At 48.1% G+C, this 13,641-nt stretch carries 13 protein-coding genes; all 13 read left to right on the top strand.

Translation table 11 applies throughout. From position 1 onward, the window contains the following. The first annotated feature begins 734 nt into the window (after positions 1-734). Complete coding sequence (locus ACZOWY_RS09815) at positions 735-1,427, top strand: hypothetical protein (RefSeq protein WP_484396612.1); 693 nt, start codon at positions 735-737, stop codon at positions 1,425-1,427. Positions 1,428-1,508: 81 nt separating this feature from the next. Continuing rightward, on the top strand, positions 1,509-4,175 hold the full coding sequence (locus tag ACZOWY_RS09810) for a zinc ribbon domain-containing protein (RefSeq protein ID WP_484396607.1): 2,667 nt from the start codon (positions 1,509-1,511) through the stop codon (positions 4,173-4,175). Between the two features lie 48 nt (positions 4,176-4,223). Next, positions 4,224-5,495: a zinc ribbon domain-containing protein gene (locus ACZOWY_RS09805; RefSeq protein ID WP_484396601.1), complete on the top strand. Its 1,272-nt coding sequence runs from the start codon at positions 4,224-4,226 to the stop codon at positions 5,493-5,495. A 106-nt stretch (positions 5,496-5,601) separates the two neighbouring features. Continuing rightward, complete coding sequence (locus ACZOWY_RS09800) at positions 5,602-6,891, top strand: hypothetical protein (RefSeq protein WP_484396597.1); 1,290 nt, start codon at positions 5,602-5,604, stop codon at positions 6,889-6,891. A gap of 30 nt (positions 6,892-6,921) precedes the next feature. Then, on the top strand, positions 6,922-7,554 hold the full coding sequence (locus ACZOWY_RS09795; protein WP_484396593.1) for a hypothetical protein: 633 nt from the start codon (positions 6,922-6,924) through the stop codon (positions 7,552-7,554). 32 nt (positions 7,555-7,586) lie between these two features. Beyond that, positions 7,587-7,970: a hypothetical protein gene (locus ACZOWY_RS09790; RefSeq protein ID WP_484396588.1), complete on the top strand. Its 384-nt coding sequence runs from the start codon at positions 7,587-7,589 to the stop codon at positions 7,968-7,970. Between the two features lie 16 nt (positions 7,971-7,986). After that, the gene (locus tag ACZOWY_RS09785; RefSeq protein ID WP_484396584.1) at positions 7,987-8,622 is read left to right on the top strand and encodes a hypothetical protein; all 636 of its coding nucleotides are present in this window, start codon (positions 7,987-7,989) and stop codon (positions 8,620-8,622) included. A gap of 56 nt (positions 8,623-8,678) precedes the next feature. Next, a complete protein-coding gene (locus ACZOWY_RS09780; protein ID WP_484396579.1) occupies positions 8,679-9,176 on the top strand; it encodes a hypothetical protein in 498 nt (165 codons plus the stop codon). Between the two features lie 87 nt (positions 9,177-9,263). Next, positions 9,264-10,172 carry a hypothetical protein gene (locus ACZOWY_RS09775; RefSeq protein WP_484396574.1) on the top strand — a complete coding sequence of 303 codons (909 nt, stop codon included), beginning with the start codon at positions 9,264-9,266 and terminating at the stop codon, positions 10,170-10,172. Between the two features lie 139 nt (positions 10,173-10,311). After that, the gene (locus tag ACZOWY_RS09770) at positions 10,312-10,947 is read left to right on the top strand and encodes a lactate utilization protein (protein ID WP_484396569.1); all 636 of its coding nucleotides are present in this window, start codon (positions 10,312-10,314) and stop codon (positions 10,945-10,947) included. 60 nt (positions 10,948-11,007) lie between these two features. Next, the gene (locus ACZOWY_RS09765) at positions 11,008-11,481 is read left to right on the top strand and encodes an Rrf2 family transcriptional regulator (RefSeq protein WP_484396563.1); all 474 of its coding nucleotides are present in this window, start codon (positions 11,008-11,010) and stop codon (positions 11,479-11,481) included. A gap of 51 nt (positions 11,482-11,532) precedes the next feature. Continuing rightward, complete coding sequence (locus ACZOWY_RS09760; protein ID WP_484396559.1) at positions 11,533-12,414, top strand: amidohydrolase family protein; 882 nt, start codon at positions 11,533-11,535, stop codon at positions 12,412-12,414. A 77-nt stretch (positions 12,415-12,491) separates the two neighbouring features. Next, a complete protein-coding gene (locus tag ACZOWY_RS09755) occupies positions 12,492-13,604 on the top strand; it encodes a GTPase (RefSeq protein ID WP_484396554.1) in 1,113 nt (370 codons plus the stop codon). The last annotated feature ends 37 nt before the right edge of the window (positions 13,605-13,641 follow it).

The following is a 13,641-nucleotide window of genomic DNA, read 5'->3' as shown; positions in this document are numbered from 1 at the left end:
CATCTGAACGAAATCGCAGATGAATCATATGAGTATATAGATTGAATTCAACCACTACAAGGGGATTTTAAAATTTGCGCAAAACTATTGACACTATCAAAAGGGTATAAACGTTTTGCATTTTTTCCGTAAAGCGTTGAAACCGTTTTGTGGTTTTTATCCTTGAAATGCTGACGACGTTTTGAGAATTTATACGTGAAATGAAAAGTAAAATTTAAAAATTAATAAAAAATTGCGAAATGATAAAAATAGACAAGTATAAACATGTAAAAAATACTAAAAAAAGCTAAAATATACGAATTTCAAAAAGAAAACGTTCTAAAATGCCCTGTAAGGCCTTTGCAATGGATGATTGGACATATATACCGTTCAGAGCGTTCCTGCCCGCTACGGGGCTGTTCGGGGCCTTAACGGCGATTTTCAAAAAACGGGCGTTTTCCACCGGCCCGGAACAGGCCTGATTGGCTGAAAAATGCTGTAATTATAGCACAATTGCTCTTTTGTATTATACAAATCCGTTAAACTGTATTAAAAACAAGGAAAATAGTAAAAAGTGTAAAGTCAAAAGGTAAAACCAGGTGATAGTAAGCGCCTGGGCGAGGGAACAGGTCTAACGTTTAAAAAGTCATAACTTTGGTTTGAAAAAAACACATCTTCCATATATAATAAAGTTAAAAAGCAAAGGAATTACCCCTGCGGGAACAAAGAAGGAATATCATCGGGAGGTGACGTTTATGATGAAAAAACATCTTTGGAGTTTGTTATTGACACTTTTTGTAGCCGTGAGCGTACTGCTGGGCGGGGCAGTGCAGGTCGAAGCCGGAAATTTTGTGCAAGTGGCCGATACCGGCGTGCTGCAATTGAAAGCTAATGAAAAATGGGAAAAAGAATACCGTACCAAGATGGGCGATGTCAAGATCCGTTTCCGCAACCTGGCGAATGCCAAGGATAACAAACGCTACCACCTTCTCATCTGGTGGCGCGACCCGGGCACTGATAAGTATACACGGGTGGCGGACGGTTACAGCCCGAAGAACACGTTCGGGTACGGATTCAAGGTGTTCCGCGACAACAATACCGGCCGCGTGTACTTTGCCATGGACGCGCACGGTCGTGTGGTGCTGTACGGGTATGATACCTTTGCCAGAAAACTGGAAATGTATGTGGACAGTGTAAATTACTGGAGCCCGCTGCCCCTTCCCACTATGCTGGCGCGCCAGGACGGCGATCTGGAACTGCGCTTTGACAATGTGAATCGCACGGCTAATCCTACCCGCTACCGTTTGTTCTGGGACGTGCAGCGCAACTGGTTTGGGTATCAGGATCTGAACATTCCGGTGTATCATGATGTGCCGGCCACGTATGACGATACGGTATACGACAAGTCCGTGCTTGAGGCGAAAAACATTTATGAAGGTGTGGATTAAACGGAATACAGGACGTATAAGATTGATTAAGACGTTGTAGCCCCGGATTGTAATCGGCTGTTATGCTGACAGGAGGATCGTATGATTTGCCCAAATTGCAGACAGGAAATAGAAGCAGGTTCGAAGTTTTGCGGCAACTGCGGCGCACATATAGAGAGTCATCTGGTTGGGCTGACGTGCCCTGAGTGCGGCAGCCCGCTTTTGCCCGGAGCGGAGTTTTGTACTGAGTGCGGTGCCAAAGTCGGCGGTGAACCGGATCCGGTGTACGCTTTTTGCCCCGAATGCGGGGTGGCGGTGATGCCGGGGGATACATTTTGTGTTGCATGCGGCGCCAGACTGACGGAGGCAGCGGTCCCGGCGACGGAAAACCGGCAGTCATTCCAAACACAGGACCGGGAATATTCTTCACAACAAGACTGGGCACAGCCGCAAGCGCAGCCTCAGTTACAAGGCAGGGAACCGGTACAGCCTCAACAGCAGTGGCAGGCTTCGAACCAGCCGCAAAAATCCAATCGGAACAAGATCCTTATGGCAGCTGCCGCAGCCGTGGTTCTGTTAGTCATTGGCATTACCGGCTTTTGGAAGCCCGGCTTTTTGCAGGACTTTTTCCGCCCCACGGCCAAACTGGAAAATGGCATGCTGGCGCTGAACGATATTGCGTTGGACTTTAAGCAGACCAACCTGAAAAACGGCGAAGCCACACTGACCACGGTAAAAGACAAGGAAGAAGAACTAAATAACGGGCTGATTGGCGACCTGTATGTCATGAAGTTTGACAAGAACTGCCAGGGCAAGGTTACGGTATCTGTGCCGGTTCCGAAGGACTTTAAACCGACCACCGGCAACGGTCTGTACATTAAACTCGGCGTAGGGCGGGATTACCCTTTGGCAGACGGCAAAACTGCGCGGTTTTATGAATATTTTGATGCCGAGATAAAGGATGGCAAAGCCGTGGCTGTCATTGATCCGGCCGCCTCAGGTCGAAACCGGCATAAATTTAAAACATCCGCAAAAACGGTAGAGAATAAAACTCCGGATGTGGGTGAGTTAACGGAATATGTGGGGTACTATTATAAAGAGGGCATAATATGGTATGGAGAAGGGTATCAAAATTCCAAAGGTCATTTCCGCCTGTGGTACCCCTACCATATAGATCTCAGGAAAAACGTATATATGGGGAGCGGTGAAGCGCAAAAGCTGTTAAGCGATCTGGAAGAGGCCTACAATTACTACAAGACGCATGGTTATGCCGATCATGTGGATACATTCACGCCGATTGACGTTTATATCAGCGACTGCAAAGTTGAAGGCGGTTGGAATCCGTTGTCCGGCAACATAGAGCTTAGGGAAAGAAGCATATTTGGCGATAACCTTGACATGAGCTATGAGGGAGATCGGAGAACGAATACAAAGGCAACTATCTACCACGAGACCTTTCACGCAGTGCAGCAGAGCATAATCAATTATGCAGCTTCTGCGGTCCTCCAAACCTTATGGTTTGATGAGGCAACATCAACACACTTTGAAAAGTTGATTATTCCCAACAAAATTACTTCGAACGGAGAACAGAATTTCCAACTTCTGTGGCAAGGCCTGATTCCGCAACATAATACACGACAAGATGGTTATGCGCGGGGGGTGATGATTGATTATATAAGCAGCAAGCTGGGCGGCGATGCCTGGATTAGGGAATGCTATGAAAAATGGAGCGCAAACTGTTGGAAGCTGAAGCATTACATGAGATCGATTCACGTGAGGGAAGCTGATTTTGCCGCAAACTTTTATATGGAAGTGATTAAAAATTTAGGTCCTAAATCTGTTGAGGACTACTACAAGGGTTGTCAGAAACCCTGGGCAGACCTTGGTGAAGATCGTTATTTAAGTGCAATCAAGTTGCAACTGGATGATAAAACCAAAGAGAAAATTAAGAATGGCGAAGAAGATGCACTTCCCATAGTTTTTTCCAGTAAGCCCCTTGAGCTTGGGGGCTATGGAGCGTACGTAGTCGCACTGGCGGTTCCTGAAAAACATATCGAAAAAAGAACATTTGTAAACCTGGCCGATGACTTTCCGGAAAAATGTCAGCTGAAATTAGAGGCTGAAGGAGGCTGCCGGATACAGCTTATCAGGTTTAATAGAGATGATATCAATAATATAGTATCAAGCAATAGTACCGTTATCAAAAATTTCAAGGAGCAGACAAAAGATAATTATTTATATCTCGTACTGGTAACTTCCACCCAGTCTGAGAAGCAAAACGTCGTGCTGAAGGCCACGCTGGAAAAGGAGGATCTTAAAGAAGGCATTTATAATGGCAAGGCCAGAGCGACGATGGGAAACCAAACCCAGACAGTTGATAATAAAGTTGGATTCCGGCTTACCAAAGAAAAGGATGGCCGGTGGGGTCTGAACATATGTCTGGCGAATGGGGATAATATGGGAACGGCTCCCAATGTGCCCCTCACCTATGATGCTAAGCAAAAAATATGGAAAGGACACAGAAAATTTAAAGAAGAGCTTTCCAAAGATCCTAAAAAGTCGAGACCCGAAGTGAGCAACATCAACTGTACTATGAAAGTCAATCTGGAGGGAAAGGAACCTGTCCTGATTGTAGATTATACGATTGTTGCTACCAGAACTTGGGATTATGTTAAGCAACGTACTATGAAAGTACACTTTGAAGGCAAATGGAGTTCGGAGTTGAAGGGGAAAGTTATAGAGACAGGCAAGATTACCATACTGGAGTAAATTTAAAACGCATAAAACATTGGGGTATTTCCGGAGGTGAGGCTTAGCATGAAGAAATATATTTCCGTGTTGCTGGCGGCGGTTTTGTTTGTGTTGGGTATGCTGGGCGGCGGAACGGCAGATGCGGCTAAAGTGACAGCCGAAGAGGTTTCGAGGACGGTAACGATACAGCCGCGTGCAAAAAAAGGTGAAGAGAAACCCACGAAGACCGCGCAGATCAAAATGCATGTGATGTTGGAAAATTTAGATTTAAAAGCATATGAAAAATATACGGCCGAATTACGAAAAACTGGAAAATATAGGAATGTAGTATTTGCAAAAGCCGCTCCCGGAAGCCAGATAAGTATCTCTGCTGAAGCGGATGTTATACCGGGTATGCTTTCAAAACTCTCCAGGGGGAATAATTATTCGGGAACTGTCAATTATTACAATCATAAGAAAATAAATAATGCAAAAGACTTAATGCCTGTCGGTAAGGTAAATGGTTTTGAAAATAAATATATAATTCCCAAAGACGTGGAAGAAGTAACGGCATACGTATCGATAATATATCATGTAGGGATGGAAGTTGGGAACGATATGAAATCTTCTACCGGCACATATCGCAAGGAGCCCGCATTAGCCCGGCACTATTATATTTTTACATCTGATGCAGCATGTAAAAAGGCGTATAAGTTACTGACAGGGGATAGTGCTGCAGGGTCAACAGGATCAATTGATTCCGGTACGAAAAAAAGTGCTGCCAGTGAAGGTAACGGGAAACAGACTGCCGGTAAAGATAAAGCCTCAGTTTCTCCCGAAAAAGACAGCGGCGAATCCGGCGGCTTTGGTACCGCGGGTAAAGTCGGCATCGGTGTCGTTGCAGCGGGCGCTATCGGCTTCGGTGCAAGCCGGTTGTTGAAAGGCCGTGGCAGCTCCAAAGGTGGAGGCGGCTCCAGTAGCGGCGCAGGTAAAGCCGGTCAGTCTGCAGCAGCCACTCCTAAACCGGAGCGCGTTGTGAACACTGCTCCTCCTGCTGCGGCTCCGCGAAAACCGGAGCGTTTTGTGCAAAATGATTCTCCTACAGCCCCTTCGAAACCGGAACGTTTTGCACATACTGCTACTTCTGCAGGCGCGAATGCGGCAGGAAAAATCGGTGCGAAGATGGACAACGCTGCAGGAACTGCGGCGTTTTGCAAACAGTGTGGGGCGCCGTTACGAAGCGGCAGTCGTTTCTGTGCAAAATGCGGCGCCAGGAACGCACCGGAGTTTTGTACGAACTGCGGGGCAAAATTGGAACCTGACAGTATGTTTTGCGGGAATTGCGGGGCAAAAGTGTGAAGTCAAACACGTAGTATTTGCCGGGGCTCAGGAACTGTGGAAAATGCACAGCGAGCCGTAGCGAAAAGTTTCAGGGATACTAACAAGTAACTTGGAGGAAACAAAAATGGTAGGAAACAATAACAACGCTGAGGGTACGTGGGTCTGCAGCTGTGGAAAGGCCAATACGGGTAAGTTTTGCGTAAAATGCGGCGCACCGCGCCCGGCGGCGCCTGCGCCTCAGTCGGCCTCGCCGGCGGAATGGGCGTGTGCCTGTGGCAGGATCAATACAGGCAAGTTTTGCGCATCGTGTGGCGCGCCCCGCCCGGCGGCAAATTCAGGGAACGTACCCCGTCCGGAGAACGGCAAAGCAGTGATGCCTCCAAGGGGTAATAACCCCGCCGTTGGCACTGTAGCAATGCCGCCGAGGAATCATAAGCCCCCGGCGGAAGAAGCAGCCGCACGCAGAGCGGCGGAAGAAGCGGCCGCACGCAAAGCAGCGGAAGAAGCAGCTGCACGCAGAGCGGCGGAAGAAGCGGCGGCCCGCAAGGCAGCAGAAGAAGAGGTCGCACACAAGGCGGCGGAAGAAGCGGCCGCACGCAAAGCAGCGGAAGAAGCAGCTGCACGCAGAGCGGCGGAAGAAGCGGCGGCCCGCAAGGCAGCAGAAGAAGCAGCCGCACGCAAGGCGGCGGAAGAAGCGGCGGCCCGCAAGGCAGCAGAAGAAGCAGCTGCACGTAAAGCGGCGGAGGAAGTAGCGGCCCGTAAAGCAGCGGAAGCGAAGGAAGCGTCCCCGGCGCCTTCTGCGGAAGCAGACGGCAACAAAGGCATGATGAAGAAGGCCGCAATAGGTGTATTGGTGCTTCTGTTACTGATCGGCGCGTATTTTATGTTTGGGAAAAAGAAAGAGGAACCACCTGCGCCTGAACCGCAGAAAGTGGAGACGAAGGCAGAGGTAAAGTCCGAGACGAAGGAAGAGATGAAGGCTGATACTGAAAAGGCGATGGACCCGGCGGCAAAGGAAGCAAAACTGAAGGAATATGCTGAGGAGGTGAAGACTGCTAACGCGGAGAAAAAACAGGACGCCGCTGCGAACCAGAAAATTGTCTTTTTGGTCGATGACGTGCAGCGTAAAGATAACGATTTGGTAATTTCCGGGCATTTCTACAACGGCAAGAAAAACCGGACGATCATCTCGGTGAAAGGGCTGGAACTGGATATCGTGCTGCGCGATTTGGATAAGGAACTGCTGAACGAGAAGAATATTAAATACGAAAAGGCCTTTACCGGAATGAACATTAAGCCGCTTCAGGATTCAGAAAAGTTGGTAGTGAACCTGCCGGGTAAGGCGCCTGCGGCCGAGTTCAACAACTTTACGGTTACGGCGCACGACGTCCATTGGGAAGGCGTTGGCGACTGAAAAAAAGGCTTGAGGGGAAAGAGGTATTTTATGGCAGCTCAACCTTTTTACAAAAGTAAAAACATTACCCTGTGTAACGACGGCAAGTATCGCTGGGTGTACGAACTGGATCTCTATACTACTACGGCGATCATCAAAGAGGTGTGGAGGGCGATAGTCATCAGTATTGCGATTGTGATCGCGCTGATGCTTCTCTTCTTTGCTATTGAAGGCGATTTCATGGAGGGGCTTCAGTTCATAGGGGAATTGGCCGGCATTCTGTTTGGAATCTTTCTGGTTCTCAGCATTGCGGGCTATCTGCTTTTTGCGTTCATCATAGGCGGAAAATACTGCGCGCTGTTCGAGATGGATGAGGACGGCATCAATAACAAGGCTTTGGAAAAACATGTGAAGAAAGCGGAGCTGATCGGTTTGATCACGGCCCTTGCGGGTATCGCCAGCGGCAGGCCGGGCGTGGTCGGTACAGGCATTCTGGGAGCAACGCGTACGTCTATGTACACCAGTTTTGACGATGTGAAAGAACTGGAGCTGTTGCCGAAGCAGCACCTGATCCGTGTGAATGAAACGCTGAGCCGTAACCAGGTGTACGCGGAAGACGAAGACTTTGCGTTTGTGGCGGAGTATCTGAAAGCGCATTGTAAAAACGCGAAGGTGAGGGAGTAAAACACAGACGGATTTTTAAAAGGGGGTTCAGTATGAAAAAGATAGCTTTTTTGATGACGGTTTTGGCAGCCGTATGTTTATTTGTATCCGTCAATCCCTGTGAGGCAAAGGATGTGTGGGTGGACCGTTGGCAAAACATCAATGCGGACATTTATGTGATGGATGAAACGCTTGCCTGGGAAGAAAACCTGGAGGGCAAATTTTTCAGGGTTTCTACAAAAGAGGTGAAGAACGGAAAACTGAAACGCATCGTGAAATGGAAATATATAAAATACGGGCAGGAGATGTGGCGCTACGAAACGGATCAGATGAGCGGAAACAACATGACGGTGGTTTCGCCCAGGGACAAAGTGTTTGATTTCTGTATGAAGCGGATTGGATGGAAGTACAGGACAGAGGATTTCTGGTGCTATTGAGAAGAGAGGGTGTTTTATGGCAACGCAATCTTTTTACCGAAGCAACAACATAACCATGTGCCCGGACGGCAAGTACCGCTGGGTGTACGAACTGGATATGTATAAATCCTCAGCCATCATCAAAGAGGTCTGGCGCGCAATGCTTATCGCCGGGGCTATTCTTCTGGCAATTTTGTTTGTGATAAGCATTATGGACAGCGATTTGATGGAAACGCTGCAGTTTGTAGGGGAAACCGCGGCAATCCTGTTTGGGATTTTTCTGGTGCTCAGCATTATCGGGTATCTTATTTTTGCGTACATAATCGGCGGAAAATATTGCGTGGTGTTTGAGATGGATGAAGAGGGTATCAATCACAAACAGCATGATAAGCATGTAAAGAAATCTGAACTGATAGGTGCGATCACGGTGCTCGCAGGCCTGGCAGGCAGCAGGTTGAGCACCGTAGGAACAGGTATTTTGGCGGCGTCCCGTACATCTATGCTGACTTATTTTGACGATGTAAAAGAACTGGAATTTTTGCCGAAAGAACACCTGATCCGGGTGAACGAAACGCTGAGCCGCAATCAGGTGTATGCAGCGGACGAAGACTTTGCGTTTGTGGCGAATTATATCAAAACGCATTGCAGGAAGGCGAAAGTGAGAGAAGAGTAGCTAGTTTGTGTTTTTTTATAAAGAAAAAGTAATGTAATATGGAACGAGGTGTAAGCATGAAAAAGATCAGGGTTATTTCGTTGTGTTTCGTTTTGTTATTTGGGCTCATGAGTCAGGCTTTTGCAGAACTGCCTGCAAACCGTATCGCATTAGGCGTTCAGCTGGGTGCGACGTTTTTCCAGGTGAAAAACGTATTCGGCGTGCCGGACCGTGTGACGAAAGAACAGGTGAAGTCCGAGGCATATGGGGATTTTGTAGAAACGACGATGATTTATGGAAACGATTCCATTGTTGTTAAGTTTTATGATGATAATGCCTGGCGGATTGAATCCAACAGTGATAACGGCTGGCGAACCCCGGACGGTGTGACGGTAGGCATGCCGTTGCAGGGCGTGTATGACCGGTTGGGAAAAGAAGATATCAAAAGTCCGGCTGAAAACGGTGAAATGCTTTACTGGTATAATCATGACACCAAGAGTCAGGAAAACCGCGGCAACTTGTATCTGTTTGTGAAGAATGGCCGTGTTTCCCGGATTGTAATCGCATATCAGTGAGATAAAGAGATTTATTTGCGCCTGTAGTCATGAATGATATAAATGCAGCCGTTAAAGAATTATAATAATAGAACAGGAGGGCAGGGGATGCTGAAAATACCAAAGATTTCTAAAAAGGCCTTAACACTGTTTACTGTTTGCTTTGTGTTTCTGTTAATGTCTGCCTGTGCTGGCGGCTTTGCGGCGAACCCTTCTGCTGAAAAGGCAATTGGCCCGGAGGATATCCCGGAAGGCGTATACCGTCGTTTTTCTTCCGGGGAAGAGGTGACCTATCTGGTGGTGATGCATAAAAAAGGTGTGCTGGCAGGGGATCCTTTTAAACGTACTTACATAGGTATTGAGTCCGTGCGACGGAGCCATCCTTCCCATCCGGACGGCAGCGTGTTCATGGCGGCCCGGCTGCGGAGCTCGAAAGAGTATAAACTGAATCCGCCCACGGAGGCCGGTCCGGTTCCGACCGACGATATGGTCGCGTTTATGCTGGATTACGCGGAAACGGTCAACGCCGACGGCACAAAGGGGCTGAAGAAAAACCAGTCCCAGGCGTATGTGATGCAGCCCACGGTTGACGGACGCATCAACATCATAGGTAAGGAAACGCTTCCTGCGCCGTTGTGCGGACATTACATTCCGGTAACTGACAGACCGGCTCCGCTGGTGCTGCAGCAGGCTATGATCAAATACATGCTGGAGGATTTCATTCCCGCTGCTACCAATATGGATAACCGTTCCCAGTTCTACGATTATAAGATGGAGTTCCTGACGGGGGACAATCCGCCGGTGGATTGCTGGGCAGGCTGGTACCTGGTTCAGGTATGGGAAGACAGGAACATGGATAAGTACGATTCCCGCTACCAGATGAATTTTATCGTGGGCGATACGGGCGATGAAATCAAATTGCTTACTTTATACGACGGAAAAATGTGGCCGGTGTATGAGGATGACAGACTGAAAGGAAAGACGGACCGTGGTCCGAAGGTTGTACCGAAGGGGTAACCGGGTTGTAGTGTGTGACGTGACAACAAATGAAAAATTTTTAGAATAAACAGTGTGAGGAATGGCTTTATCCATTCCTCATTTTCATTTTTGTGATATAATAAAATGTAGGAGTATTTTAAGAAAGAAGGGAATCATCATGGCAGATCCGAGAACAGAACGCAACGCCCGGTTAGGCGCGACACTGGTGAAAAAGTTACAGGCACGGGCTTTTGATGCCTATTACTGTGCTACGAAAGAGGAAGCGCTGCAGCAGGCGTTAGCGCTGATCCCGAAGGATGATATAATCAGTTGGGGCGGTTCGGCTACCATTGCAGAGATTGGCCTGCTGGATTATGTGCGGAAAAATTTCAGATGCATTGACCGGGACACGGCGAAAACGCCGGAAGAGCGGATGGAAATTATGCGGCAGGGATTGCTCTGCGATACGTTTTTAATGAGCACCAATGCCATGACGACGGATGGCGAGATGGTTAACATCGACGGCAACGGTAACCGGTGTGCCGCCATGATTTACGGTCCGAAGCAGGTTATTGTCATTGCCGGCCTGAATAAGGTGACGGGCAATCTGCACAGCGCCATTGACCGTGCCCATACGGTGGCGGCGGGAATCAACGTGCAGCGCTTCGGCGGCAAAACGCCCTGCTGCCTTACCGGGGTTTGTGGGAATTGTAACAGTGCCGACACGATCTGTAACTATATCGTTGTCACCCGCCGCAGCAAACCGGCTAAAAAGATCAAAGTGATTTTAGTGGGTGAAGAGTTAGGCTTTTAAAGGTAGACAGGTTAAACGGTGATTCCTTAAACGGACATAAACCTTCTGGAGGCGACCATTATGCAATTTTCTTCCCGTTTTACTATTGCCGTGCACATTTTATTAGCGGTGAATGAATTCGAAGGGCAGTTTAAAACAACATCCAATTTTTTAGGAAGCAGCGTGAATGTGAATCCGGTCATCATCCGTAAAACCCTGGGACAGTTGAAGGATGCGGGACTGGTTACGGTGGAGGCCGGTGTAGGCGGCGCGTCCCTGGCGAAAGAACCCAAAAAAATCACGTTGTGGGATATTTTCTGTGCCGTGGAAGATAAAAAAGAAGATCTTTTCCATTTCCACGATCCCAACCCCGACTGCCCGGTTGGAGGAAATATCCATGCAGTCATGGACGGGCGGCTGCGAAAGTTTAAGCGAAACCTGCAGAAAGACCTGGATGATGTGACACTGCAGGATCTGGTCAAGGACCTGCGGAAAGAGATGAAGAAGAACCGGAAACTTGGATTTGCACAAACGGATGCTGAAACTACGGCGTGATAAGTATGTTAGAGTAAAAGTTTTGTCATAATATGGTACCGGGGCATAGCTATGAAAATTATTGATGCGCATATGCATTATTTTAATATTGAAGGCTTTAACGAACTGGCGAAGCTGGCAGATCATGAGAATTCTCGTGCAGGCTGGCAGAAACTCTGCGAGGATAACGGTATCGTTTTTTCTGTTGCCATGGGAAACAGCTATGATGCTCCCTGCCGTTTCGGCGGTGTAGTGCCGCGACTCATTGATCTGGGCGGGGAATCGTTTTGCCTGCAGCCTTACAATCAGCCGGAAAACATAGGGTACTGTCTGGGCGTGCAAAGTGAAGAGATTACACCGGGCAATGCGGAAAAGACTGCGTTGGAATTTGAATATTACCTGCAGCGTGATCCTCATTGCGTTGGTATCAAGTTTTATATGGGCTATCAGAATGTCTATCTTTACGATACTCGTCATGAACCGCTTTTTGAGCTGGCAAAGGCTTACGATGTGCCGGTGGTCATGCATAGCGGAGAGACTGCGAATCATCACGGACGTCTGCGGTACGCCCATCCTCTTACCGTGGATGAAGCTGCCAGTGAACATCCGGATGTCCGGTTCGTTATCTGTCATGCAGGGAATCCCTGGATTCCCGATGCGATTGAAGTCGCCACAAAAAATGAAAATGTATTTATTGATTTTTCCGGTCTGTGGGAGCATCGTCTGACACCGAAACGGGAAAAAGAAATAGCGGCATTTCAGCAGTATGTGCGCATGTGGCTGGAGTATCACGAGCTGTGGGATAAGATTATGTACGGCAGCGACTGGCCCCTGATCAACATTCCGGACAATATCCGTAATCTGGGCAGGATAGTGCCGGAGGAACATTGGAATGAGTTTTATTATGAGAATGCGTTGCAGGTATACAGGCGGATCGGAAAGCTGTTACATTGAAACTTGTGATGCCTGTTATGGCAATAAATTACGACTTTAAAATGGGAAAAAGGATCATTTTTCGGAGGTGTGTTACGTTGAAAGAAGAGGACGTAAAAAAATTAATAGATAAACTGCAGTATTTTGATTATGACAAAGTGCTGAACAAAATCCGCAAAAATGTTAAAAAACCCAGCGTCCTTGTGACAGGCGGTACCGGTGTAGGAAAAAGCAGCCTGATCAATCATCTCTTCGGCATGGATGTGGCTGTAACGGGAAATGGAAAACCCATGACGGACCGCATCACTTGTTACGAACCGGAAAATTGTGATGTGGTTTTATATGATACCCTGGGCTACGAAGTGGGGGAAGACAAGCAGCAAAAATTCTACAGGGATGTCATCGGCTTTGTGAAAGACGCTAACAGTAAAGGCGATATTAAGAAGCATGTACATCTGGCCTGGTATTGTATTTCCGCTGCTAATAAACGGGTGACGCCAACCGATCTGGACGCAATTGCGGCATTGGAAGGTTTAACAGAGGTCTGCGTGGTACTGACTCAGATCGACGCGGCTACCATGGTGGAACTGGACGAAATGAAAGCAGTTCTGAAAAAGAAATTACCGAATACGTCTGTGTTTATGGTCAGCATCGATCCCCGTGTGCCGGAGGAAAAGATGCAGTGGGACGAACTGCTGAACTGGTCTGTGGATCATCTGGATGCCGGGCTGCAGCTGACCTTTGCCCAGGCTTTGGGTCAGGAGTTGCAGACGAAGCACATTCAGGCAGACAAGCTGATCCATCGTTATGTAGCGGCGGCTGCCGGTGCGGTGGTGTGTCCGCTGCCAATGACGGATTCTGCGGCGCTGATAGCGATCCAGACTACGATGGCGACCCATCTTTTCAATTTCTGGGGCATCGACCGGGGTACGGATAAGATCAAGGAAGTGTTTGTCAATGTGGTGGTCGCCAACACCGGACGCATTTTTTCCCGCTCTCTGCTGAAACTGATACCCGGTGCCGGATCTGTGGCAGCGGTTGTGGTGAACAGTGGTGTGGCAACTTCATTTACCTACGCGTTTGGCAGGGCGGTGAACGAAGTCTGCTACAAGACAGCGTCCCGGATGGCGAAAGGGGAAAAGGTGGACATTACCTCAGCGTTTGCGATGGACGTAATTATGAAGCTGATACAAAAGTATTATAAAAAGTAGAAACTACAATTTACAAATTAGTGTGCAACAGATATAA

The sequence above is a fragment of the Succiniclasticum sp. genome, from assembly GCF_056977735.1.
The sequence above is the reverse complement of the archived record's forward strand: the minus strand, read 5'-3'. Positions and strand labels throughout refer to the sequence as shown.

Coding starts and splice junctions, on each gene's coding strand:
- ACZOWY_RS09775 (WP_484396574.1), top strand. CDS start 9,264: ATGCTGAAAATACCAAAGATTTCTAAAAAGGCCTTAACACTGTTTACT.
- ACZOWY_RS09815 (WP_484396612.1), top strand. CDS start 735: ATGATGAAAAAACATCTTTGGAGTTTGTTATTGACACTTTTTGTAGCC.
- ACZOWY_RS09795 (WP_484396593.1), top strand. CDS start 6,922: ATGGCAGCTCAACCTTTTTACAAAAGTAAAAACATTACCCTGTGTAAC.
- ACZOWY_RS09810 (WP_484396607.1), top strand. CDS start 1,509: ATGATTTGCCCAAATTGCAGACAGGAAATAGAAGCAGGTTCGAAGTTT.
- ACZOWY_RS09770 (WP_484396569.1), top strand. CDS start 10,312: ATGGCAGATCCGAGAACAGAACGCAACGCCCGGTTAGGCGCGACACTG.
- ACZOWY_RS09805 (WP_484396601.1), top strand. CDS start 4,224: ATGAAGAAATATATTTCCGTGTTGCTGGCGGCGGTTTTGTTTGTGTTG.
- ACZOWY_RS09800 (WP_484396597.1), top strand. CDS start 5,602: ATGGTAGGAAACAATAACAACGCTGAGGGTACGTGGGTCTGCAGCTGT.
- ACZOWY_RS09785 (WP_484396584.1), top strand. CDS start 7,987: ATGGCAACGCAATCTTTTTACCGAAGCAACAACATAACCATGTGCCCG.
- ACZOWY_RS09765 (WP_484396563.1), top strand. CDS start 11,008: ATGCAATTTTCTTCCCGTTTTACTATTGCCGTGCACATTTTATTAGCG.
- ACZOWY_RS09790 (WP_484396588.1), top strand. CDS start 7,587: ATGAAAAAGATAGCTTTTTTGATGACGGTTTTGGCAGCCGTATGTTTA.
- ACZOWY_RS09760 (WP_484396559.1), top strand. CDS start 11,533: ATGAAAATTATTGATGCGCATATGCATTATTTTAATATTGAAGGCTTT.
- ACZOWY_RS09780 (WP_484396579.1), top strand. CDS start 8,679: ATGAAAAAGATCAGGGTTATTTCGTTGTGTTTCGTTTTGTTATTTGGG.